Genomic DNA, 24,189 nt, shown 5'->3' on the forward strand with positions numbered 1-24,189 from the left:
CGATGTCATAAATAATGCTTCTCCGTGTCTTTCTGAAAAAAAGACTTCTAAGTAGTAACAATCCGAGGAAAGCTGCAATGAGGTAATAAATGGAATGTATTATGGAATTTAAAAAAGTTAGCAAATCAATCCCTCCTTATCTCATTACAAGGAAGCTAAAAAAGTTAGCATTCATCAGAATTATGAGAGCGGTAATTCCCATGAAAAGAGCAGGGATGGCAATAGCCCGTAGGAAAGACATATAGCTTCCCTCATAACCTGAAACCTCAATAGCAACTCTTCCCGAAATTCTGGAGGGAGGCATACAATCCCCCAGAGGAAATATTAAGCTAAGAGCGGCAGCAACAATTGTTACATTGAATCCGATAGAATTGAAAAGGAAAATAAGAGGTGTTCCTAAAATAATGGCGCTTCCATAACTTAGTGAACCTTGTGCCATCGGCAAGAAAAATATAGCAGTAAGATATATAAAGGTAACTGGCAAAGTTACAAAAGTTATGGCAATAAGGCCTCTCACACCAGTTGCTGTCATTATATTAACCAAAACCCCGACGCTAATAACTGTTGCCAAAAGGGGGAAGACCTGTTCGATTGTATTAACAAGGACTTCATACCAATGGGAAAATGGCTTTTTCTGAGGATCGCAAAGGATAGAAATTCCACCACATATAAGAAAATTTAAAGGCAATCCTACTGTTGGCATATTAAAAGCAGCATATTTTGATAAAAGGACAATAACAAGGAAAGTCCCCATGGGGAAAATTATTCTGAACCAGTTCATTCCGTCAACTATAGGAGGTAATTCAGAAAGCACCTTAGCTTTAGGTTGAGGAGTTCCTCCACGAAGAAGAAAAATAACGGCAAAGGCAGTAATAAATAGTATGGGAACCAATAGGGGAATCGTAAAACCTACATAGGGCATATTAGCTTGGGCCGCCATGAGCATGGCCCATAAATTAATGGGAGGAGCTACAGCTGCCAGCATTGATGTTACGTAAATAAATGCAGTAGTTTTAACAGAAGTGATCCCCATATAATGGAGAACAGTAGCTATCATCCCGCCGACAACAAACATAGAAACACTTCCAGCACCAGTTAAAGCGCCTGGAATGAGCATGATCACTGCTAGAATAGAGAAAAGAACCCACTTGGTATCGTAAAATCGATCGACCATTTTTCTGACCAGAGCATTCATCGCACCAGTATCAGAATAAAGGTTAACAAAAATAGACGCTGTTACGAAGATAAGACCTACATCAAAATAAGTGAAGGTTCCTTCTACAAGAAGGCGAACTGGAAAGCCTAATTTCCCAGCAAAAGCCCCTGCAATAGCAGTGATAACCATAGAAATTTCAGGCGACTTCAACTTCCAGCTGCACAGGGCAAACACAACAACCATGACAGCCAGTACAATGGATGTTTCAGCATACATAGACATATTATAGATGCCTACTATTGTTTACTGATACATTTCCTGGACAACTTTCATAAAATCCAGGGTTTCGTCAATAATTGTTAAAGGGACTCCGTTTGTTTTGGCTAATTCAGTAAAACGACCGTCTTCGTTACTATCTTTCTTTACAATAAATGCATGTGCAAAAGGAGCTATTGCATCTATAGATCGCTCATCAGCACTTCCAGGCTTACCTCTTCGAGTGTTTCCCTCAATGTGGCAAGCTATGATTTGAAGTCCATCGGCCTTTGCTGATTCCATTATTTTATTAAGTCTGGCTATTTCCTCATCAATTGTTATGCCAGAAGCGCCCAATCCCTTAGCCGAAGAACCTATAATCACCATTATCGTTTTAAATCCGCCAGCCTTAATATCTTCTGGCCATGGTTCAGAGAGATATTTAAAATCTGTAACAGCTTTAGACCTTGTTACTAAAAGCCTTCCCATTTTTCCGCCAGGACCCTGCCCAGCATTAGTAATTAAAAGAGGAACATTTCCCTTCATTGGAGCGTCACCAGTAACAGCTGCATTCGATGGAATGGGGGATAGAGAGAGGAAGAGAGAAAGAATACAAAGGCAGATTATAACTTTTTTCATCCAGATTTTCTCCCCTTTCAAAATTTAAAATATTTCGATTTAACTGCTTCTGTTTCAGTGTATGAAAACTTAATAACCGTGTCAAGCTGTATACTACATTCTTTTCAATAGGGCCAGATTACATACGATTTAGAGCCAATCTGGTTATAGTTATAACTACAAATAACGAGTATATTTAATTTGTTCGGCGAGATAATTCGGTGAAATAATAAAGAGGGAGTGTGCAAAATATGACTACGTTTAAATTCGGGAGTAAAGTTTTGTTTCTTACTCTATTAAGTTCCATCCTTTTAGGGGGCATTTCTTTTGCTGCTCAACCTGAACTTAATGCATATACAATATGGTCAGAGCGTTATGCGAATGCTGTTTTTAGCGCCTTTACCGAAGAAACTGGCATCAAAGTAAATTGGATGAGATTTTCTTCAGGAGAAGTACAAGCACGTCTTGAAGCAGAAAAAAAGAACCCTCAAGTTGACGTTGTATTTGGAAATATGGCTGAGGCTTTCATTAATGGAATCCCCAAAGGGCTTTTCGAACCATATATGCCAGAAGGAAGCAATCAGATACCAGAAAAGTTCAGAGATAAAAATGGTTATTGGACAGGAGTAGCTATTGATCCTATCTGTTTTATGTTCAACGCTAAATTTTTAAAAGATCATGGTCTGGAAGCTCCAACATCGTGGAAAGATTTGTTGAATCCAGCCTATAAGAGTCAATTGCAAATGGCCGATGCACGAACGTCGGGAACAGCAATGTATCGTATTCTCAGTCTTGTTGAAGCCATGGGAGAAGATGAGGCATATTCCTATCAAAGAGACTTAAACAAAAATGTTCAAGTCTACACCAAAAGTGGGGCAGGCGGCGCTTTACCAATAGCAAGAGGACAAGCAGCAGGAGGAATCTTCTTTCTCGTTGATGCGCTGGAGATGCAGCAAAAAGGATATGACATAGCAATTAGTTATCCCGTAGATGGTGTTGTTGCAGGTATTGAAGCTATGGCTTTGGTTTCTGGAGCTAAACATCCGGATCTTGCTAAAAAGTTTTTAGATTGGGCATCTACTGAACGAATGCAACGAATTTACGAAGAGAGCCAAATAAATCTAATTCCTAGTAATCCTAATGTAAAGATTTCTAACCCTGGGCTCGACATGTCTAAGGTCAATGTATTACCACTGGACATTAAATGGGCTGGAGAAAATCGTGAACGCTTAGTAGAACGTTGGATCAATGAAGTACTTAAGTAGCAACAACACGAAAAGGCTTGATAGATCGCTCATACCTGTCTTAGCTGTATTATGGGCCCTATTGGGCCTTTTCGTTTTATATCCGCTTATGCGGCTTCTTTATATCGTTTTTATTGTCGAAGGAAGTTTTACACTAAGTAATTTAAGTGAAGTTTTCACAAATTGGTATAACAGGAAGGCACTTTTAGATAGCCTTATTCTGGCAACATCAGTTGCTATTAGTGGAACTTTTTTGGGTTTTATTTTTGCTTTTGCGGAAACACGGATATCTTTGCCACGAATTGTGAAGTGGTTTATTGGAGCCATAGTCGTTTTACCCTTTGTTTCACCTCCATTTACCAGTAGTATCGCTTTAACTTTGGCAATAGGCCCCAATGGGCTACTTTTAAAGCTATTAGGGATTCCAGATTTCAATATTTACGGATTTTGGGGAACATGGCTTGCGGAAACCCTCACATATTTTCCTATAGCCTTTCTGACACTTGCCGCTGTTCTTAACGCAATCGATCAAAATCTTGAAGATGCAGCTATGAGTATGGGAAGCTCTAGATGGCGTACATTTCATACCATTACATTGCCGTTGAGCGCACCTGGTATTGCTAATGCTTTTTTACTTCTTTTTGGCTGTTCTCTAGCAGATTTTGCTACACCCCTTGTTATGGCGGGGCACACATTTCCCGTTCTTACAACGCAAGCTTATCTTCAAATTACTGGGATGTATGATCTTCAAGGAGGAGCAACTCTTTCATTTATCTTGCTCATACCTGCACTTTTAGTCTATCTTCTTCAACATTACTGGATTGAAAAACGCAGCTATGTAACAGTAACAGGCAAATCAGGAGGTCGGGGATCTGCACGAGGAGCAGGAACTGTACTTGAAACGCTCATCTTACTTCTTATATCTATTATTTCGCTCTTTATAATTTTCCTCTACTCAATGATTTTCTTCGGATCCCTCGTAAAGGTATGGGGAGTTGATAATTCATTTACTCTTGAAAACTATGTCTACGTTTTTACTGTTGGGAAAGAAGCAATAAAAGACACACTACTCATAGCAGTAACTTCAACCTTTTTGGGCAGTGTAATAGGCATATGTATAGGCTATTTAGTCAGTCGCCCAGACCTTCCATGGCGTAAAACTCTAGAATTTACTTCTCTGCTAAACTATGTTTTGCCAGGGACAGTCGTAGGTATAGCATATGTTGTTGCTTTCAATTCAGGACCTCTCGTACTCACAGGCACTATGTTTATTATTGTTGCACTTTGTGCTTTTCGTTACGATGCCGCGGGGATACGGGCAATAGTTGCGTCAATGCAACAAATAGATACGTCTATTGAAGAAGCTTCACTTAGCTTGGGAGCCTCTCGCGCAACAACATTTTTCAGAGTGACACTTCCTCTTATTGCTCCTGCCGTAACAACTGGCATGCGATATCTTTTTGTTGTTTCTATGACAGCTGTAAGTGCTATCATCTTTTTAGTCTCTGTGCGATGGAGTTTATTGACAGTACGTATTTTGGAGTGCATTACAGAACTCCTTTTTGCGCAGGCCGCTGCTTTTTCGGTTGTTTTGGTTTTGATCGTTTTTGCAGCGATGGGGATTATAGCCCTTATGTTCCGATTGATATACCCTAATTACATGCGAGCTAGATAGAGGAGGCCATAAAGATGTCTCTATCCATATCACTACAGCACCTAACTAAGATTTTCACAAAAGGGAAAGAAAGCTTTAAAGCTGTCGATAACATTCATTTAGACATTAATGCGGGAGAACTCGTTACTTTCTTGGGGCCATCTGGTTGCGGGAAGACAACAATTCTACGAATGATAGCTGGCTTTGAGACTCCAACAGAGGGACACATATACTTTGATGGGAAAAATGTCACGTCTATAGACGCAAACAAACGAGATATTGGTTTCGTTTTTCAAAATTATGCTCTTTTCCCTCATATGAATGTTTTTGATAATGTAAGCTATGGTCTCAAAGTACGAGGTGCTACTCACAGGAAAATAACCGATAAGGTAGCTGAAGTTCTGGCTCTGGTAGGGCTAAAAAACGTTGAAAATCGTTTTCCGAATCAACTCTCAGGGGGAGAGCAGCAACGAGTAGCTTTAGCCCGAGTTTTTGCCATTAACCCTAATCTTCTTCTCATGGACGAGCCACTTTCCAACCTTGACGCTAAACTTCGCACCTATATGCGAACTGAAATTAGGCGCCTACAAAAGCAATTGGGAATAACGTGTATTTACGTTACTCACGACCAAAAAGAAGCACTGACTATTGCAGATCGTATTGTCGTACTTAACAAAGGTCGAATAGAACAGGTAGCAACACCTTTTGATCTTTATGCTCATCCCCAAACTTTGTTTGTAGCTGATTTTATAGGGCAAGCCAACATCTTTAATAGCAAAGTACAAAGTTTTCATGATGAAAGTTTGGATGTTCTTACATATGGGAATTACCTTACCATACAGAATCCTATGCATACGCATTTTAGTATCGGAGAAGAGATTGCACTCGTTGTACGACCAGAATCTATACGTTTGGAACCGACTGCAAATTCAACTGTTCACGGAATTGTTCGGAGTTGTGTATTTGTAGGAGATAAGATGGAATATGAAATAGAGTTGGAACCGGGGCATCTTATTCATGCTTTTATCCCTTACTCCCACGAAACAAAAGCTTTTTCCGAAGGAGACCGTGTTGGTATTTATATTGATCCGAGAGACATTACAGCTTTGCCGTTTTAAATTTCCTTATTTTTAGCATAGCTAGCTTCTTTTACAAGATATAATAAGAAGCTACTTTATTTCCGAAATAGAAAATCAAATTTTGATCATGGACTGGATTGATCTTTTGAGGTGTTTTATCAGTTGTTTTTCTCTTAAATTAAGCTGATACGATTTAGGAGATAATAGATACACTCCAAGTTTTAAATCAGTCCCGACTATAGGAAGATAGGCACATCCATTTGGGAGGACTCCAGGAATTACAATGGAAATATAATTACTGTTTCTCACTGTATCCACAAGACCACCACGGTCGAAAACAAACAATATATTGCCACTGTTTTGAATGCCCAAAGGGCCTAACCAATCGTCAAAATCAAAATTTTCATATGTAGCAAAAGGAAAATGCTGGAGTTCATCTATATTAATATTTTCCTTTTTTGATAAAGGGTTTCGGCAAGAAACTATGGCTACTACAGGAATATCTTTTCCTATAAGCTCCATCTTAAGATTATATTTGTTTGCATCTATTTTATGTTTGGAATACATACTATTAAAACAATACATAATAGATAGACGATATTTTTGTTCCACCACATCTCGCATTGTTTGTATTAATCCTGTTTCTTTAAAAGCATCCTGTATTTTTCCAGCGGGACTATTTTTTTTAAAATCAAGAAAACTTTGCATCAAAGCAGAAGAATATGTGCAAGAAACGGAAAGATTACGATTCTCTAAAAAAGCGTTTGGGATTCGTTTTATCTTTTCGACTTCACTTAAAATTAATTCAGCGCTAAGCAACAACATCCTGCCTTCAGGCGTAATCTCTATTCCTGAATTCTTTCGCATAAAAATTTGAAATCCTAGTTCGCTTTCAAAATTCCGAATCACGGTACTCAAATTCGGTTGGGACATACATAGATTTTGTGCTGCTTTATTAATCGAGCCGCAACGATAAATTTCTACCACATAAGCAAGGTATTGAAGGTTCATTTACTATCTCCTCCTTCATATGTGATTATATGAAAATACATATAGGGTATCAAGTATTTAAATAACTACCCACACGTGCTTCATAGTATGATGCAAACAATGAATCTATATGGATTATAGGAGGGATAATGAATGCTAGAAAACAATCAACCAGACAGTGCTTTATCGTCTCCTCGCTTTTGCAATACGGGAACTTTTATGCGTATGCCAAAGGTAGAGACAGCTAAAGGATTGGATTTTGTAATAGCGGGCGCCCCCTTCGATACTGCTAGCTCATATCGATCAGGAGCACGCTTTGGACCTTCGGGAATCCGTGCAATTTCGGCCATGATGAAACCTAACAATGTAATATTACAGGTTAATATTATGAATAGCCTTAAAGGTGGCGATATTGGTGACTTTAATATCGTACCAGGATATATTCACCCTACATATATGCAGATAGAGAAAGGTGTTCAGAACATCATCAATGATAATGCTATGCCAGTAGTTCTGGGCGGTGACCATTCCATAACATTAGCAGAACTACGTGCGGTGGCAAAAAAACATGGACCTGTAGCAATCATCCATTTTGATTCCCATTCTGATTTATGCGACACGGTATTCGGTGAAAAATATAATCATGGAACCCCTTTTCGTCGAGCTTTGGAAGAAGGGCTTATTGACGCCGCACACTCTATCCAGCTGGGAATGAGAGGATCGCTCTATGACCCCAACGAGCACAAAATTGCCGCTGAACTTGGTATGAAATTGATTCCTGCCCATAAAATACGAGAAATCGGAATTGATAAAGTGATAGAAATAGCCTTAGAACGGATTGGGGATACTCCTGTATTTCTTACTTTCGATATTGATTTTGTAGACCCTGCCTATGCACCTGGAACTGGCACACCAGAGGTTGGTGGTTTCACTTCGTATGAATCGTTACATATGGTACGGCAATTAAAAGACTTGAATTTTGTGGGAATGGACCTTGTGGAAGTAGCACCATGTTATGACTTTGGTGAATTAACTACTTATATGGCGGCCAATGTTGTATATGAATTCTTATCAATTCTGGCATATCAAAAAGAAACAAAATAATATAGACCATCCGGTGCTGTAATAACACTGGATGGTCTTACTTTACTTCTAGCTGAACGTCACCATCCGCCTCCACCACCGCCACCGCCTCCGCCTCCAGAGGAACCGCTGCCACCTCTTCCACTCGACGATCCTGGAGCAGTTGACGCAGAGGCTATTGAATCAGAAATAGAAGAGGTTATTCCTGTCAAGGCATCTCCAGAGTAAAAACTAAAAGCATTTTTCCCTGAATACCATACTGGGTGGTAATCATTTTCGGCTAAAATATCTGCAAATTTATTCGCCCAGGTTTCAGCGGTATCCAAAGCAAAAGCATAGGGGAGTAGACTCTCAAATACTTCAGGTGTCTCTTCTGGAGGATTAAACATCTCCAAACGATGTCGTTCCGCTGTTTTCATATACATGGCAAGTCCTTCTGCCTCAGAAAGAACAATGTTACCCTTTTCTGTTCTCACCTTCATAAGTTTACGGAAAACAATTACAAGTACAGCAGTCATCAAGGGAGGGAGAAGCATATACCATTCACACACACACATTCCTATAACAAAACTGCCAACAAAACCTATCCCGAATATAACAACAAAAATAAAAGAAAATATTTTCTTCAGAATCCTGCCACTTTCTCGGGAAGCCCTCCAAATAGAAAGGAAAAAGGTGCCCAAAAATAAGACTAGACCCGTCATAATCAATAAGAAAAGAGACATGTCAATTTGCCCTCCCCATCGCAGAAGCAGGCATATAAATATGGGGATCAAAAGTCCACTTGCCCATGGCAGCGTGTTTTTGGAAAAGAGAGGTTTCGCTTTTTGCCGATAATGTTTCTCTAACTTGTCCTTAGCATTACTAAGAATTTTATGATTATCCTGACGCAATAATAATTCATCTCTTCCATTATCAAAAAGAGTAGACATAAGAATCTCTTCTTCTTCGGTTTTACAGGGCATCTTCCCATCGGTCTCGCTATACATTCGCTTTAAACAATATTTTTTCCCTGCCAACCTAGAAGAAAAAGAAACAACTCCCCTTAGAAGAGCATTTTCTTGAAGTTGTCCGAGACGTTCCATTGCTTCTTCTAGCGTCAATTCCTCAATAACAATAAATTTTTTTACAGCGAGGTTAAGTATTTCAGCAGTAAAACAAACATTATCCATTCCCATACGTTCTACATACCGTAAGAAACCTGGGCTTACGTCTTTTGAAGGGTAAAATAGAGGAATAACAGGTTTACGATAAGGATCTTTTCCCCAACGGGACCAAATCATCACATAATAAATCAAGAGGAGAAAAGGAGTACCGAAAAGGAACCACATACCAAACTTTTCAAAAAACGTATATCTCAGTGGGTTTTCAGGCTGATTTATAATCCCTTTCGGCCACGTATAGGCCACAGTGAGGCCTTCTTTTGGAGCAAGAGGTTTTGTTGTTTCTACTGTACTATCGGAAAATACTTGGGCATTTCTTCCCTTTGCTCCCTGCAACCCCGTATAAATATCTATTGACAAAAAAGGGCTTTTCTCAGGAATAGAAACAGAGAATTTCACCTTCTCTATTGGGAAGTCCCAGGCATTACCTGTAACATTCCAATACAATTCGTCATGTTCTTCAAAAAAACCTATCTGCCCTGTAGTTATATAGACTAAAGTATATGTTTGCTCTCCTAAAGAAACGAACTTTTCTGGATCTCCAAGATAGATACGAACCCCATTAGAGCGAGACTCTACCTTGTAAGGAATCTTTCTACCATTAAGTAAAGCTTCTTGTACCGAAAAACCTACCTGTACAGTTCGTCCTGAAGAGTCTTTGTATATCGTGGGGAAATCGCGAAAAATCCCCCTGCGTATTTGTTCGCCTTCAACATTCACGGTAATGTCTTCTCTCACTTCAAGGGAAGAATCAACATTCACTTTAGCTTGAGAAGAGAACATAATAATTTTTTCTTCCGCTTGCACATAAGAAGGAAGGATGAAGATCAAAATTGGCAATACGAAAAGAAGAAAAGAAAGTTTTTTTCGATATAGCATAAAGTTAAAAAGAGACATGTGGTGTCGTACGTGCTTCTTCTGTTGCTTCAAAGTAGTCTGCCTTCTCATAACCAAAATTTCGGGCTATGAGCACAGCCGGAAAAGTCGATATGGCAATATTAAAATCTCTCGCAGCGCCGTTATAGTAGCGACGAGACATTTGTATGTCATTCTCAAGAGAGGAAAGCTCTTCCTGAAGTTGAAGAAAATTAGAATTAGCCTGTAACGCCGGGTAATTTTCAGCTACAGCAAAGAGAGATTTCAAAGCGCCAGATAGCATATTTTCAGAATCGGCACGCTCTTGTAAAGAGTGTGCTTTCGTAATTGCTGAACGAGCCTCGGTAACACGTTGAAAAACCTCTTTTTCATGAGCAGCATAACCTTTTACAGTTTCGACAAGATTAGGAATGAGATCAAATCTACGTTTGAGCTGAACGTCAATACCACTCCAAGCCTCATCTTTCAAATTAACCATACGAACAAGATGGTTATAAATCGATATAGCCCAGAAAATTAATGCAGCAATAACAGCAAGAATAATAAATATGGGCATTGTCTTTATTCCTCCTCTGTCGCTGAAATGTATTTATTTTACCTCAAAAATTTTTTCTTATAACATCCTCTTACAAGATGCAATTTAATAAAAAGGCAGAATTGTGCTATTGAGTTCCCCCTAATGGCTACGTATAATGATAAGTAAATTTAAACCTTTCAGGAGGGGATGCATGCCTAAGAAAGTCCCTGTATTTGCAGCGATTATTTTAGCAGCAGGATCTTCAACTCGAATGGGGCAATGTAAACCTTTACTCTCTATAAATAAGCAAAGCTTGTTAAGCCATCTTGTTACAACATATATAAATGCTGGTGTTTCTCATATTATTGTTGTTACAGGAGCCTATAGAGAGCTAGTTGAACGTGAGTGCCGGTATCTGCATTGTAAAATAGCATATAACAAAAATCACGACACCGGCGGCATGTTCAGTTCCGTTATTTGTGGCGTACAGACTCTTCCTTCTGAAGTATCCGCTTTTTTTGTTCATCCATGCGATATTCCTCTTGTACGATCTAGTACAATTCACTCTCTCTTACACCATTGGGACACGTCTATGCCTGTCTTAACTCCTGTCTTTAAAGGGAAGAAAGGACATCCGCCCCTCTTATCAAAGCATCTTCTTCCGTATATCTTGTCATGGTCAGGCGAAGACGGACTGGCTGGATTTTTAAGAAAATATACTTCTACTTCGTTGCTTTCTGTTCCTGATCAATTTATTCTTTATGATATAGACACTCCTGAAGATTATCGTAAAGCTCTTCATGCTTGGAATACGCACACCATACCTACAGAAGAAGAGTGTGAAGAACTCTTCTCCATTGCACGAACTCCCGAGAAAGTCATTCGCCATTGCCGCGTCGTTCAGAAAGTAGCCCGTCATATAGCGCTTTCCGTCTCTTCCTTTCATCCGTGTCATTTCCTTTTGGTAGATAAAGCAGCTCTTTTGCATGACATCTGCAGAACATCGCCACATCACGCCAATGCAGGCTATTTTTTCCTTAAAAATTGGGGATTTGATGCCGTAGCAGAGTTAGTAAAAAACCATATGGACATTCCTGAAGATGCCACAACTGAAACTAAAATTCTCTATCTGGCCGATAAGATAGTAAAAGATTTCAATATTGTATCTCTTCAAGAAAGGATCGACGACGTCTTGAGCAAATGGAAGGGAGGACAGGCATCAAAACAGGGCTTAAGGCGTCTCCATAAAGCTCTCGATATACAAAATGAATTCGAGAAACTGACAGATGGAAATCTTGATGTAGGAGAATAAAGAATGACTGCCTATATATTAAAAGAGATTTACGAACGAATAGAGCGAGGCGAAGAGGGCATTTTATGCACCATCATAGAAAGCAAAGGATCAACACCGCAAAAACCTGGAACTCGCATGTTTGTCTTTCCAAATGGGAATATTTTAGGAACTATCGGAGGAGGAATATTTGAACATAGAGTTATAAAAAGAGCGCTGGCTCTATTTAATGAAACTGAAAAAACAGCCCTCTACTCTGAAAAATTTGAAGCGAAAAATCCTGACGATGCTATATGCGGCGGAGAAGCAACAGTCTTTATGGAGTACCTGACAGGAAAACCTCATCTCATTATTTTAGGTGCTGGCCATGTAGGAAAAGCATTGGCACAAATAGCTACCTTTTGTGGATTTAAAGTGACATTATGGGACGATAGATTAAAATTTTTGCCACAAACGGAAAATTCAGAAATACAAATTGTCTGTTCTTCTCTCGACGATGCTATTCATAAACGGCTTCCGTTTTTACCTCCTCCCTTTGTTGTAGTTGTAACGAGAGGTCACGCTCTTGATGGTGAAGCAATCAAGTTACTCGAAAATCAAAACACAGCATATCTAGGAGTAATAGGATCGACCAAAAAGGTAACGCAGCTGCGACAAGAATTAGTTGCACAGGGAATATCACTTTCGTATCTTGACTCAATATATACGCCAATTGGCCTTTCTATCAAAGCAGAGACCCCATCTGAAATAGCGATCTCCATCATGGCTGAAATTATTGCAATTTACAGAAACGCCCCTATTAATAAGCTGCGTTTATGGCATAAGGAAACTGAGATAAACGAAGTAAAAAGGAGATGATGGCAGCCATGAAATGGTTTTATCCAACTTCTATTGAAGAAGCTATGCAACTGCTGTCTCAAGAAGAAGTTTTTCTTCATGGAGGAGGAACGGGACTTCTTCGACGTGGCTTACAAGGAATCAACGGTTTGATCGATATGTCTTCTCTCCCATTTAATACTATTAAAAGAGAGGATAGTACAGTTATTATTGGTTCACAATGTACATATGCTCAAGCAAGCGATGCTTTGCTTCAAATTGATCCTGAAAATGTATTGGGAAAAGCACTTGCTCTTGCTGCATCCACGCCTCTCAGAAATAGAATAACAATAGGAGGAAGTCTTGCTTTTTTACCACCGTGGTCAGATTTACTTGGCCCACTCGTAGCTCTTGATGCCAGAATAGCTGTAGCATGGCCACAAAAACGGACTTTTTCCTTATCTGAATTTATATCTACCTTTTCACAACAAAATAAATGCCTTATTACACATATTATTGTACCTGCGATAAAAACTCTGAATTTCTATTATAGGGAAACGCGTGTTTCCTTTGACTATCCTTCGTTCACATTAACAATCATCCTCAAAATTTCTGAAGGCTCTATAGAAAAAGCTCGCATCATCTTTACTGGAAACAAAACTCGTTTTTATGAAGCAAAAGAGATAGAAGAAAAACTTCTGGGGCTCCATATCAATACAATAACGCCTGAAGACTACGCTCAAGAATTACCAGAAATAGACTTTATCGATAAACAGTCAGGCTCGGCTCACTACCTCAATGAAATATCAAAGGTCTGGCTAGAGAGAGGTCTCCGTTCTTTAAAGGAGGGGGAGAGCCAATGAAAAAATTTTTCGTTATCAACGGCAAAGAAAGAGAACTTGAATTTGAAGAAGACGCTCTTCTTTTAGACCTTTTACGGTCTTCTGGTTATACGGAAGTACACTGTGGCTGCAAAGAGGGGAGTTGTGGATGTTGCACAATTCTTCTTGACGAAGTTCCGGTAAACTCATGTCAGATATTGGCAGCGACAGTTAACAATAAAAAAATAACTACGGTTTCTGGGCTAGGAACTATCCATTCGCCTCATCCCATACAGGATGCTTTTGTTGAAGCAGGCGCTGTTCAATGCGGTTTCTGCACACCTGGCATGGTTTTAGCAACATATGCCCTTTTGAAAAAAAATCCTTCTCCCTCAGACGAAGAAATTATAAACGCCCTTGACGGTAATTACTGTAGATGTACGGGGTATATAAAGATTTTGAAAGCAGTACATCTAGCAGCAAAGAAGGTGAAGAATAATGTCTGAATATAATGTCATCGGGAAATCCTTTGATAAAGTTGATGGAATATCTTTGGCAACTGGCTCAGCCCTTTATACGGATGATTGGAAAGTCAACAACCCCCTCATCATTCGGTTACTTTATTCTACTGAAGCTTTTGCTGAAATAATCGACATTGATATTGAAGAAGCTTCTAAGATGCCAGGCATTGTAGATATTCTTTCATTTATGAACACACCAGACACTTTATTTACAACGGCAGGGCAAGGATTTCCAGAACCTTCCCCTTACGACTGTCGCATTTTCGATAAAACAGTAAGATATGTTGGAGATAGAGTAGCAGCAGTTGTTGCAGAAACAGAAAAACAAGCCGAAGATGCTTTAAAAAAAATAAGAGTAACGTATCGTAGCCTCCAAACAAATTTTGATGCAGAAAAAGCCATGGATGAAAATATGCCTCATATTCACGGGAAAGAAGCGTTTTCTCCTATCTCGGCTCCTTATAACCCAGAAAAAAATCTGGCTGGACAATCTGACTTTTCCTATGGGGATATTGAAAAAGGATACGCAGAATCTGCCCATGTCACAGAGCATACATATACAACCCAATATGTGAGTCATTGCGCCATGGAACCCCATTCGGCACAAGCCTCATTCGATGAAAAAGGGCGTCTTATCATTGTTTCGTCTACCCAAGTTCCTTTCCATGCACGCCGTATAGTCAGCCACGTAACTGGCCTACCCATACGCCGAATCCGAGTAATAAAACCCCGAATTGGAGGGGGATTTGGCACAAAACAGGAAGTTTTTCTCGAACCTCTTGTCGCTTTGGTAAGTTTGCGAACCAAGAGATCTTCAAAACTGGTTTTGAGCCGTAAAGAAGTTTTTGTTTCTTCCCGAACGCGACATCCCTTTAGACTGAAACTACGTACTGGATTTAAAGAAGATGGGCAAATTATGACATTAGAAATGGATGCCCTAATGAATGCGGGAGCATATGGCCCCCACGCACTCACTGTTCTATCAAATGCAGGGTCAAAGGTGCTTCCTCTTCTGAACAAAATACCGAACATGAAATTTTCGGGCAAATCTGTTTACACAAACCTCCCCATCGCAGGTGCATATAGAGGATATGGAGCTACTCAGGGCTATTTTGCTCTCAATCAACATCTAGACATAATTTGCAGAGAAACTAATCAAGATATTCTTGAGTATATAAAAAAATGGCATATTAAAGAACAAGAAACATCTGCTGTCTTCGAAGCACTTGGTGAAGGAAAAGAAGGAGTTGCACAAGTAGTAAAAAGTTGCAAACTCTCTGAGTGTATCGATAAGGGAGCTAAAGCCATAGGTTGGTATCAGAAACGGGATAAAAAAATAGAGACTCAAAAAGATGTTGTTAGAGGAGTAGGAGTTGCTGTCGCAATGCAAGGTTCCGGCATCCCTCTCATAGATATGGGAAGCGCATATATGAAAATGAATGATGACGGATCCTTCTTCCTCTTTGTGGGAGCTACCGATATTGGCACTGGCTCCGATACAGTATTATCTCAAATAGCAGCAGAAACACTTCAAGTTCCTCTCGACTATATTCATATTCTTTCGTCAGACACTGATATGACACCTTTCGATGTAGGAGCTTATGCATCTTCAACTACATATATTTCTGGTGGAGCTGTGCTTCGTTGCGCACAAGACATTGTCAAACAGATTATTGAACACGGAGCACTAATGCTAGATTGTCCCAAAGAAGAACTCTCTCTTCACGAAGCTTGCGTTATCAATGAAAAGACAGGAAAGAGCATTTCTTTCGAACAAATTGGCCAACATTCTTTTTATACTAGTAAACAAATACAGATTCAATCAGGCGCATCTCATGTTTCCCCTCAATCGCCGCCTCCATTTATTGCTCAATTTGCGGAAGTAGAAGTAGATAAAAAAACTGGCAAAGTTCATGTTGTTAAATTTGTTTCAGCTATCGATTGTGGACAGCCGCTAAATCCCAAATTAGTGGAAGGACAAATTGAAGGTGCTGTTGTGAACGGCATAAGTTTTGCACTTACAGAGGAACTTCGTTTTGATAAAAGCGGAAGAGCTCTAAATTCCACCTTCTGGGATTACAAAATTTTCACTGCTGCAGATATTCCTGAAATGCAAACTATTATTGTAAATTCCTCAGATGAAGATGGCCCTTACGGAGCCAAGTCAGTAGCGGAAATTGGAATCAATGGTCCTGCTCCAGCTATTGCCAATGCTATTTATGATGCGGTAAACATTCGACTTTTCGACCTCCCCTTTACCCCCACTAAAATTATGAATGCCCTCAAAGCCACAGGAAGAGGGTGATATCGTGACAAAACAAATTATAGCGAACGGCCCTTTAACCGATGGCGATATTTTTTATCCGTGTGGTGCAATTCTTATAGAAGACAGGAAAATTATGGAAGTAGGCTCCTGCGAGACCTTGCGTCGCAAGTGGCCTGATACTCCTGTGGTTGATGTGGAAGGGCGCTTAATAATACCTGGACTGACAAACTTTCATCATCATCTTTATTCATCATTAGCAACAGGGCTTACACCTCGTGGAGAAACAATATCGTTCTCTGATATTTTAAAAAATTTATGGTGGCCTCTTGACTTTCTGCTCGACGAGGAAGCAATATATTTTTCAGCCCTATATGGCATTATACGTTCCGTACAATGTGGCGTTACATCTATATTTGATCACCATGCCTCACTGGGTTCTGATAAAGGCAGCCTTGAACTTATAGCTCATGCATTCAAAGAAGTTGGAATTCGCGGCGTTCTATGTTTTGAAGTTTCTGATCGAGCAGGAGAAGAAAAGGTCAATGAGCAAATTGAAGAAAATATCAGGTTCTGGCAAGAACACCAACGAGATGCCTTCATTCACGGAATGCTAGGCCTCCATGCTAATTTTACACTTTCAGAAAAGACACTTTATAAAATACGAGAGCTAAAACCTAAAAATCTTCCCATACATATTCATTGTGGAGAAGGAGAAGATGATCTTATCTATTGCCAGAAATTAGGATATAAGGGACCCGTTCATCGTCTTGATTCCTTTGGCCTATTAAATAAAGACTCCTTTCTTATTCACTGTATTCATTTATCTGAAGAAGACTACAAGATTCTTTCAAATAAATCTCCATGGGTTGTAACAAATCCCGAATCAAACGCTAATAACAGGGTTGGGCAAATGGATCGTCAAAGAATTACTAAATTCGTCATAGGAACTGATGGCATGTCTTCCGACATTATTGCCTCTCTAAGAAATTATGCCATTACTTCAAAAGAGTTTCCTGAACCATTTGAACGTCTTGAACGAACATTTTGGGGATGGCCCCGACTCATAAGAAGAAATACGTGGGGGTTTCAGGGAATATTCGCATTTGGTGAACCTGCTGATATTACAGTTCTAGACTATAAACCAGTCACCCCAATTCATGAATCAAATATTATGGGACATTTGATTTTTGGGGCACGGCAAGGCAATGCTTTTCTTACAATGTGCAATGGGAAAATTATATGGCAAAATGGCTCATTTGTTTCCCTGCATGAAGAAGCAGTCTTTCACGATATACGAAGAGTTGCAGGTAAGCTACACAAACGTTTTTCCTCGGGGAAAAAGGAGGGATTTCCATGGTCGGATTAGCAAGAACCATATGCGGAGTAACCTTTAAAAGCCCAGTTCTTACTGCTGCCGGACCTAACGTAGCCACAAAAGATCATGTACTAGCAGCTATTTCAGGAGGAGCAGGAGGCATTGTTACCAAAACCATTTCTGTCTCTCCAGCTCAAGACCCCAGGCCAACAATACGAAAGGGACCTCTTGGAAGTTTAATTAACTGCGAAACATGGTCTGAAAAACCCGTTGAAGATTCGTTGCCGATTTTTAATGCTATAAAAGAAAAAGGGTTACCCCTTATTGTTTCAATAGGTTACAAACCTCAAGAAGTGACGTTTCTCGGAAAACTTTTAGAACGTGATGTACATCCTGACATTATTGAATTCTCAACGCATTATGTGGGACATGAAATCAGCCCACTTATAGATGTAGCAAAAAGTTTGAGAGATGTTGTATCTGTTCCCATCTGGATGAAAATTTCTCCAAACATCCTTGACGTTCAAAATCTTGCAAAAGCCGCATCTCCATTTGTTGATGGCTTCGTAGCTATTAACTCTCTGGGGCCTGTTTTAGATTTTGATGTTGAAAAACCGTCACCTTTATTAGGTTCAACTTTTGGACAAGGATGGATGTCAGGCCCTCCAATTCTTCCAATAGCTCTACGTATTGTCTATGAAACATCAATAAGTCAACCCAAACCTGTTATAGGCGTCGGCGGAATAGAAAAGGGCGAAGATGCCATTAAGTTTTTCATGGCAGGAGCCTCTCTTGTGCAAATTTGTAGTGGTGCTCTCAAAAAAGGTTCAGCAATATATGGGACAGTCTCTCAAGAAATTGAAGAGTGGCTTGAGAAACATGGCTATTCATCTATAGATGATGTACAAAATAAATATATCGACGCAGTAAAACACCTTCGCCATTAAGGAGGTGCCTTAATTAATGACCATCGTTGGGAAAACATTCTCCAGAAAAGATGGAGTCGATAAAGTTACTGGGAAAGCTCTTTATGTCAATGACATATCTATCCCTGGAATGTGGGTTGGGGGAACCCTCCGCTCTTCAGAAGTTCGAGGAGTTATTAATAAGATAACATTCAGTTCTTCTTTTGATTGGACACAAGTAGTTGTTGTTCAAGCAACAGACCTTCCAGGGCCGAATTTTGTTGCTATGGTTAGAAATGATTTTCCTATTCTTGCGGAAAAAGAAATTTCTTACTGGAAGCAACCTATACTTCTCATTGCCGCTCCAGATAATAACATTCTACAACAAGCGCTTACCTCAGTAGTCGTAGATATTACGCCTCTTCATCCGGTCCTTACAATTGAAGAAGCTCTACAAAAAGACACGATCATTCATGGTGACACAAACATTATTGAAAAATATCGCATTCAAACAGGCGATACGAAAAAAGGATTTGAAAAGGCTGACTTTATAGTGGAAGGCTGTTACAGAACTGGATACCAGGAACACGTCTATCTAGAACCTCAGGGAATGATCGCACGCCCATGTGGTGAAAACTGCGTGGAAGTCATTGGTTCTCTTCAATGCCCTTATTATGTTCATAATGCTTTATGCAAGGGGCTCAATCTTACTCATGAAAAAGTCATTGTAAAACAAGCTGTTACAGGAGGCGCTTTTGGAGGAAAAGAGGACTACCCTTCAGTGCTTGCTCTTCACGCCTCTCTTCTTGCATTAAAAGCTCAACGACCAATCAAGATAATCTACGATAGAGAGGAAGATATTTTAGGAACAACAAAACGTCATCCGTCATTGATCTATCATAGGACAGGGGTCAAAAAAGACGGAACCATAGTAGCTTCCGAAGTAGATCTCTCACTTGATGGAGGAGCTTTTACCACTCTGAGCATCGTTGTTTTGCAACGTTCTATACTGCATGCTATGGGGCCATACAGAATGGATAATTTTGCATTGGAGGGTCGAGTAGTTGCAACAAATACTCCTCCTAACGGAGCATTTAGAGGATTTGGCGTTCCTCAAAGTGCTTTTGCCATTGAGCGTCACATGGATCGTATAGCAAAGACACTTCAATTATCTCCCGTAGAAATTCGGAGAAAAAATATCATGAAAGATGGAGATACTTTCCCTTTCGGCCAAAAAGTGGACTCTATTCATGCATCCCTCGTTTTAGAAGAGGCGCTAAAACAATCTCATTTCTTCAAGAAAGAAAAAGAATACGCCTATTACAATAAAATAAATGATAACGGTATTAAAAAGGGTATTGGCGTAGCTCTTGCATTTCATGGCGGAGGTTTTACTGGATCTGGAGAAGAAAAAATTGCGGGAAAAGTCAAAATTTCTTATGAACCAAATGAAAAAATTGGAATATACGTCAGTAGCGTAGAGATGGGGCAAGGAGCAGCAACGGTTTTGCCCATGATTGCTGCAGAAACGTTGGAATTACCTTTCGAAAAGGTAATTCATCACCAACCGAATACGGCATACACCCCTGATAGCGGACCAACTGTTGCTTCTCGTACAACCATGTTTGTAGGGAGTGTAGTAAAAAAAACATGCCAAATGCTACTCAGGAAGCTGGAAGAATATCTTGCTCTGTGGCACAACACTTCCACCTCTTCAATTCATTACAACAATGGAGTTTTTTCTCTTCCTGATAATCATAAATTTTATTTTGACGAAATAGCACATCGATACGTTCAAGAACATGGGAAGTTAGAAATCCAAGGAGAATATACACCTCCACCTAATCTCTTATGGGATGAAGAAACATATAGAGGAGCCGCGTATAAAGATTATTCGTGGATCGCTTATGTAGTAGAAACTAACGTTAATATGGACACATACGAAATACAGCCGACACTCTGCACAGTAGTAGCAGAAGTTGGTAAAGCTATTCATCCTGTCTTAGCTCGCGGACAAATAGAGGGAGGAGCGCTGCAAGCTCTCGGTTATAGTTACCTCGAAAATTTACAAATTGAAGATGGCCGATATGTTTCAGGACATCTTAACGCGTATCTTATCCCTACTTCTATGGATACACCTGCATTTAATACACACATTGCTGAAGTTGAGAGTCCTACGGGGCCCTATGGAGCTAAAGGCCTTGGAGAATTGCCTATGGATGGAGGTGCTCCTGCACTTGCTTCTGCAGTATGGAATGCAACTTCTCTTTTTACCTCACAAATACCAATAACCGGTGAAATGCTTTTTGAACTTGAGAACAACCTTATTCAGAAAGGCGTGGAGAAGAATGATTATTGATATTATCGTTAATCATAAAAAGTATATATTAAATGTCCACCCTTTAAAAAGGCTACTCGATATTATACGAGAGGATTTAAAACTCACTGGGACAAAAGAAGGATGTGGAGAAGGCGAGTGTGGGGCTTGTGCAGTGCTCATGGATGGAGAACTCATAAACTCATGCATGCTGCCGGCGATACAAGCCCATGGGCACCACTTCACGACAATAGAAGGATTAGATGATCAACATGGTGAACCGGATATTCTTCAACAAGCTTTTATTGACAAAAATGGAGTTCAATGTGGATTTTGCACACCTGGTATGATCTTAGCTGCTCGAGCTTTGCTTATAAAAAATCACCATCCCAATAGGGAGAAAATAAAAGAAGCACTCGCAGGCAACTTATGTCGTTGCACTGGATATGAAGCTATCTTCAGAGCAGTGGAGAGAGCCTCCGCACAATACTACGGCGAATCTATAAAGGAAGAGATCACCTATGATAACTTTCTCTTACCATCTTTATCGGAGAGGGAAAAAGAGTGGGTTTTTATTCCTCAACATATTGAAGACACACTTCATTTTCTTACACAGCATGAAGATATAACAATATTGGCAGGAATGACAGATATTGCCCCTGATATGAAAAATAAAAAAACGCACCCCCGAAAGATCTTAGATATCTATTCAATTCAAGAGCTACGTTCTATCCTCCTTAGCGAGGACGAAAAGAGCTTATCCATAGGTGCTACGTGTACGAACACACAACTTATGTATCATCCCTTAATCTTAAGATACTTACCATCCCTTAGTTATGCTGCTTCTCAATGTGGAGCAGTAGCTATTCAAAACAGAGCCACAATAGGGGGAAATATTATTACAGCTTCGGGAGCAGCAGATTTGCCTGTTATTCTACTGGCATTAGGAGCAGAGCTTGTATTAAGAAGTCATAAGGGAAGTAGAGTTATTTCTCTCGAAAAGTTTTTTACCGGTTATAGAAAAACCCTTCGCCAAAGTAATGAACTTCTTACAACAATAAAAGTGCCTCTTCCAGATCCACATGCCATACAGAAATTTTATAAAAGAGGTTCAAGAGCTATGCTTACTCTTTCCCGAATATCTTTAGGTTGTTATCTATCATATGAAAATCACAAAATTACGAAAATCAGATTTGCTGCTGGAAGTATGTCTGCGTTCCCAGAACGATTGTATAACGTAGAAAAGTCCCTGTTAGGATACCCCCTTTCTGAAGAATACATAAAAAAAGCAGCAGATGAAGCGGTAAAGAATCTACATCCGAGGAAATCCCCTGCATTCAGAAAAGAGGTTACACGTCGCCTTATAGAACGTTTTTTAAAAAATGTTAATGTCACGTGAAAACTGTATCGATCGCTACTTGACAGCAATTTGTAAATACTTTATTGTTGTTTTGCTGATAGGCGCCATCAGTAATACATGCAAAAGATTCTAGGAGGCAGTATTTTGACAACTCAGGGAACAGTCAAATGGTTTAATGCGTCAAAAGGTTATGGCTTCATCACAACTGACGAAGGCAAAGACATTTTTGTTCATTTCAGCGCTATTCAGAGCGATGGTTTTAAAACCCTCGACGAAGGCCAGAAAGTTTCTTTTGATATTGTAGAAGGACCTAAAGGGGAACAGGCCGCTAACGTTGTAAAGCTTTAGTTTTTGTCTTCACAATTCTGAAGCGAATAAAGGCAGCACAAAATGTGCTGCCTTTTTATTTTATTTATAAATTATATTTTTCTTCTACCTTTACAATTTATAAAAAAAGCATGTACAATGCTTAGCGGTTTAAGAAGGCAGACCTAAAAATAAAGAGAGGTCTGCCCTTATGTATTTGCATATATTGATATGTTATACTACGGAATGTTGTCCGCCAGTTGAAAGGGGTTGCTAAGTATGAGATCCGAGCTTGTATCTCAAGAAAAGAATTTTGTAACTATAAAGGTAGAAATAGAAGCCGATGAGTTTCAAAAGGAAGTTAATAAGGCTGTAAGGAATTTATCACAAAAAGCAAATATTCCCGGCTTCAGAAAAGGGAGAGTTCCTCGCAAAATCTTGGAGATGAGACTTGGTAAAGAGGGACTTCTTTTTGAAGCTCTTGAATCATATATGCCTGCAGCAATAGATCAAATTGTACAAGATTACGAATTAGATCTTATTGACCAGCCAGAGTTAAAAGTTGACAAAATGGAAGAAGGAAGCGACGTTTTAGTCACTTTGATATTTGAGGTTACACCTGAAGTAGAATTGCCTGATTTAGAAACAATAGAGATAGAAAAATTGAAAGTTAATGTTACAGACGAAATGGTTGATGAAGCCATTAAAAATATGCAAAAACAGAATGCTGAGCTAGAAAATGTTGATAGAGCCTCTGAGGATGAGGATGTTGTCGAAGTCGAATATGTAACAAGTGTTCTTGACGAAGATGGCTCTGTCCTTAAATCTCACGACCCTGCCACTGCAGACGTAGACCTTGGTCTCCAGGAATTAAGAGCAGAGGTAAAAGAAGCATTGAAAGGTCATGTAAGTGGTGACAGCGTCTCTGCTACTGTTAATGTTGAGAAAGATTATTCTGATCCCGAAGTTGCAGGGAAACAGGTTCGGTATGATATGACTGTCAAACAGGTTAAAGTCAAGAAGTATCCTGAACTTGATGCTGCTTTCTTTGAGAAGATGCTCGGGAAAGCCGTTGATAACGAGGCAGACTTCCGTGAAGAAGTTAAGAACCGTTTAATTGATCGTATGACACAAGAAAGCGACTCTATGGCAGAGAGTGCCGCTGTTGTTAAAGTAGCTGAGCTTGCCACAGTAGAACTCCCTGAAACATTGGTCAAACGGCAAATTGAGCACATACAGAAAGAAGACGCAGAAAATGCTCAAAAAAGATTCCAGAAAAACATGGATGATGTTTTAGCTGAATCAGGAATGACTCAGGAAGAGTATGATAATAGAGTAAAAGAACAAGCTGAAAAAACAGTTCGACAGTATCTTGTGCTTGATGCGTTATCAGAAGACTTCGAAGTTTCTATTGAAAAAGCCGACTTCGAGTCTGAAGTAGCACCTCTTGCAACAGCATACAACGTAAGCTCTGATAATATTTTAAAGGCTATCTTTAAAGATCAGAATAGAGTTATGGAGATGGGCAATAGAATCCGCTACAAAAAGACAACAAAGGCCTTGCTCGAAAAAATAAAAATTAATGAAGTAGATAAATTAACACCGGCTAAAGCTGAAGAAGAAAAAGCAGAGTAAA

Annotated in this window: 20 protein-coding genes; 15 read left to right on the forward strand and 5 right to left on the reverse strand. The window is 39.6% G+C overall.

Annotated elements, in window-relative coordinates:
* Positions 1–136 precede the first annotated feature (136 nt).
* Entirely contained in the window at positions 137–1,438 is a 1,302-nt protein-coding gene (locus RBH88_RS05470; protein WP_307880045.1) for a citrate transporter, read from the reverse strand.
* 21 nt (positions 1,439–1,459) lie between these two features.
* Positions 1,460–2,050, reverse strand: coding sequence for a DUF6305 family protein (locus RBH88_RS05475; protein WP_213690730.1), 591 nt, complete (start codon positions 2,048–2,050; stop codon positions 1,460–1,462).
* 230 nt (positions 2,051–2,280) lie between these two features.
* On the opposite strand from RBH88_RS05475, the gene RBH88_RS05480 reads away from it, so the two are divergent.
* Genes RBH88_RS05480 through RBH88_RS05490 form a run of 3 tightly spaced genes read left to right on the forward strand, consistent with a single transcriptional unit; the run spans position 2,281 to position 6,045 of the window.
* Positions 2,281–3,294 (forward strand): ABC transporter substrate-binding protein, encoded by a 1,014-nt coding sequence (locus RBH88_RS05480; protein WP_307880046.1) that lies wholly within the window; start codon positions 2,281–2,283, stop codon positions 3,292–3,294.
* Positions 3,278–4,948: an iron ABC transporter permease gene (locus RBH88_RS05485; RefSeq protein ID WP_307880047.1), complete on the forward strand. Its 1,671-nt coding sequence runs from the start codon at positions 3,278–3,280 to the stop codon at positions 4,946–4,948. Before RBH88_RS05480 ends, RBH88_RS05485 begins: the two co-directional genes overlap by 17 nt.
* Before the next feature lie 14 nt (positions 4,949–4,962).
* Positions 4,963–6,045 carry an ABC transporter ATP-binding protein gene (locus tag RBH88_RS05490; protein ID WP_213690727.1) on the forward strand — a complete coding sequence of 361 codons (1,083 nt, stop codon included), beginning with the start codon at positions 4,963–4,965 and terminating at the stop codon, positions 6,043–6,045.
* Between the two features lie 75 nt (positions 6,046–6,120).
* Here RBH88_RS05490 and RBH88_RS05495 read toward each other — a convergent pair whose 3' ends face one another.
* The gene (locus tag RBH88_RS05495; RefSeq protein ID WP_307880048.1) at positions 6,121–7,017 is read right to left on the reverse strand and encodes a LysR family transcriptional regulator; all 897 of its coding nucleotides are present in this window, start codon (positions 7,015–7,017) and stop codon (positions 6,121–6,123) included.
* Positions 7,018–7,149: 132 nt separating this feature from the next.
* Here RBH88_RS05495 and speB point away from each other — a divergent pair, with 132 nt between their 5' ends.
* Positions 7,150–8,100, forward strand: a complete 951-nt coding sequence (speB, locus tag RBH88_RS05500; RefSeq protein WP_213690714.1) for an agmatinase — start codon at positions 7,150–7,152, stop codon at positions 8,098–8,100.
* Between the two features lie 59 nt (positions 8,101–8,159).
* Here the strand turns inward: speB and RBH88_RS05505 are convergent, their stop codons facing one another.
* Together RBH88_RS05505 and RBH88_RS05510 are read right to left on the reverse strand one after the other, a co-directional pair.
* The gene (locus tag RBH88_RS05505) at positions 8,160–10,172 is read right to left on the reverse strand and encodes a DUF2207 domain-containing protein (protein WP_307880049.1); all 2,013 of its coding nucleotides are present in this window, start codon (positions 10,170–10,172) and stop codon (positions 8,160–8,162) included.
* Positions 10,126–10,674, reverse strand: coding sequence for a LemA family protein (locus tag RBH88_RS05510; RefSeq protein ID WP_213690712.1), 549 nt, complete (start codon positions 10,672–10,674; stop codon positions 10,126–10,128). Before RBH88_RS05510 ends, RBH88_RS05505 begins: the two co-directional genes overlap by 47 nt.
* A gap of 172 nt (positions 10,675–10,846) precedes the next feature.
* Between RBH88_RS05510 and RBH88_RS05515 the strand changes: the two genes are divergently transcribed.
* From RBH88_RS05515 to tig, 11 genes are all read left to right on the forward strand, one after another.
* Positions 10,847–11,947, forward strand: a complete 1,101-nt coding sequence (locus RBH88_RS05515; protein ID WP_307880050.1) for a DVU_1551 family NTP transferase — start codon at positions 10,847–10,849, stop codon at positions 11,945–11,947.
* A gap of 3 nt (positions 11,948–11,950) precedes the next feature.
* Complete coding sequence (locus RBH88_RS05520; protein WP_307880051.1) at positions 11,951–12,784, forward strand: XdhC family protein; 834 nt, start codon at positions 11,951–11,953, stop codon at positions 12,782–12,784.
* 8 nt (positions 12,785–12,792) lie between these two features.
* A complete protein-coding gene (locus RBH88_RS05525) occupies positions 12,793–13,605 on the forward strand; it encodes a xanthine dehydrogenase family protein subunit M (protein WP_213701108.1) in 813 nt (270 codons plus the stop codon).
* On the forward strand, positions 13,602–14,069 hold the full coding sequence (locus RBH88_RS05530) for a (2Fe-2S)-binding protein (protein ID WP_307880052.1): 468 nt from the start codon (positions 13,602–13,604) through the stop codon (positions 14,067–14,069). The genes RBH88_RS05525 and RBH88_RS05530 overlap by 4 nt, the downstream gene beginning before the upstream one ends.
* Positions 14,062–16,389 (forward strand): xanthine dehydrogenase family protein molybdopterin-binding subunit, encoded by a 2,328-nt coding sequence (locus RBH88_RS05535; RefSeq protein ID WP_307880053.1) that lies wholly within the window; start codon positions 14,062–14,064, stop codon positions 16,387–16,389. The genes RBH88_RS05530 and RBH88_RS05535 overlap by 8 nt, the downstream gene beginning before the upstream one ends.
* Before the next feature lie 4 nt (positions 16,390–16,393).
* Positions 16,394–17,716, forward strand: coding sequence for an amidohydrolase family protein (locus RBH88_RS05540; RefSeq protein ID WP_307880054.1), 1,323 nt, complete (start codon positions 16,394–16,396; stop codon positions 17,714–17,716).
* Positions 17,704–18,612, forward strand: coding sequence for a dihydroorotate dehydrogenase (locus RBH88_RS05545; protein WP_213690705.1), 909 nt, complete (start codon positions 17,704–17,706; stop codon positions 18,610–18,612). Before RBH88_RS05540 ends, RBH88_RS05545 begins: the two co-directional genes overlap by 13 nt.
* 16 nt (positions 18,613–18,628) lie before the next feature.
* On the forward strand, positions 18,629–20,929 hold the full coding sequence (locus RBH88_RS05550) for a xanthine dehydrogenase family protein molybdopterin-binding subunit (protein WP_213701112.1): 2,301 nt from the start codon (positions 18,629–18,631) through the stop codon (positions 20,927–20,929).
* Entirely contained in the window at positions 20,919–22,286 is a 1,368-nt protein-coding gene (locus tag RBH88_RS05555) for an FAD binding domain-containing protein (protein WP_307880055.1), read from the forward strand. Before RBH88_RS05550 ends, RBH88_RS05555 begins: the two co-directional genes overlap by 11 nt.
* A 105-nt stretch (positions 22,287–22,391) precedes the next feature.
* Positions 22,392–22,595, forward strand: a complete 204-nt coding sequence (locus tag RBH88_RS05560; RefSeq protein WP_323401757.1) for a cold-shock protein — start codon at positions 22,392–22,394, stop codon at positions 22,593–22,595.
* A 237-nt stretch (positions 22,596–22,832) separates the two neighbouring features.
* Positions 22,833–24,188, forward strand: a complete 1,356-nt coding sequence (gene tig, locus RBH88_RS05565) for a trigger factor (RefSeq protein ID WP_213691830.1) — start codon at positions 22,833–22,835, stop codon at positions 24,186–24,188.
* The last annotated feature ends 1 nt before the right edge of the window (position 24,189 follow it).

Origin of the sequence: Aminobacterium sp. MB27-C1, assembly GCF_030908405.1 — a bacterium.
Taxonomy (GTDB): Bacteria; Synergistota; Synergistia; order Synergistales; family Aminobacteriaceae; genus Aminobacterium.

Excerpts from the sequence above, each read along its gene's own strand:
- RBH88_RS05520 (WP_307880051.1), top strand. The coding sequence starts at position 11,951 with ATGACTGCCTATATATTAAAAGAGATTTACGAACGAATAGAGCGAGGC.
- RBH88_RS05535 (WP_307880053.1), top strand. The coding sequence starts at position 14,062 with ATGTCTGAATATAATGTCATCGGGAAATCCTTTGATAAAGTTGATGGA.
- RBH88_RS05475 (WP_213690730.1), bottom strand. The coding sequence starts at position 2,050 with ATGAAAAAAGTTATAATCTGCCTTTGTATTCTTTCTCTCTTCCTCTCT.
- RBH88_RS05530 (WP_307880052.1), top strand. The coding sequence starts at position 13,602 with ATGAAAAAATTTTTCGTTATCAACGGCAAAGAAAGAGAACTTGAATTT.
- RBH88_RS05485 (WP_307880047.1), top strand. The coding sequence starts at position 3,278 with ATGAAGTACTTAAGTAGCAACAACACGAAAAGGCTTGATAGATCGCTC.
- RBH88_RS05510 (WP_213690712.1), bottom strand. The coding sequence starts at position 10,674 with ATGCCCATATTTATTATTCTTGCTGTTATTGCTGCATTAATTTTCTGG.
- RBH88_RS05525 (WP_213701108.1), top strand. The coding sequence starts at position 12,793 with ATGAAATGGTTTTATCCAACTTCTATTGAAGAAGCTATGCAACTGCTG.
- RBH88_RS05555 (WP_307880055.1), top strand. The coding sequence starts at position 20,919 with ATGATTATTGATATTATCGTTAATCATAAAAAGTATATATTAAATGTC.
- RBH88_RS05515 (WP_307880050.1), top strand. The coding sequence starts at position 10,847 with ATGCCTAAGAAAGTCCCTGTATTTGCAGCGATTATTTTAGCAGCAGGA.
- RBH88_RS05470 (WP_307880045.1), bottom strand. The coding sequence starts at position 1,438 with ATGTCTATGTATGCTGAAACATCCATTGTACTGGCTGTCATGGTTGTT.
- RBH88_RS05545 (WP_213690705.1), top strand. The coding sequence starts at position 17,704 with ATGGTCGGATTAGCAAGAACCATATGCGGAGTAACCTTTAAAAGCCCA.
- RBH88_RS05480 (WP_307880046.1), top strand. The coding sequence starts at position 2,281 with ATGACTACGTTTAAATTCGGGAGTAAAGTTTTGTTTCTTACTCTATTA.
- RBH88_RS05550 (WP_213701112.1), top strand. The coding sequence starts at position 18,629 with ATGACCATCGTTGGGAAAACATTCTCCAGAAAAGATGGAGTCGATAAA.
- RBH88_RS05495 (WP_307880048.1), bottom strand. The coding sequence starts at position 7,017 with ATGAACCTTCAATACCTTGCTTATGTGGTAGAAATTTATCGTTGCGGC.
- speB (WP_213690714.1), top strand. The coding sequence starts at position 7,150 with ATGCTAGAAAACAATCAACCAGACAGTGCTTTATCGTCTCCTCGCTTT.
- tig (WP_213691830.1), top strand. The coding sequence starts at position 22,833 with ATGAGATCCGAGCTTGTATCTCAAGAAAAGAATTTTGTAACTATAAAG.
- RBH88_RS05490 (WP_213690727.1), top strand. The coding sequence starts at position 4,963 with ATGTCTCTATCCATATCACTACAGCACCTAACTAAGATTTTCACAAAA.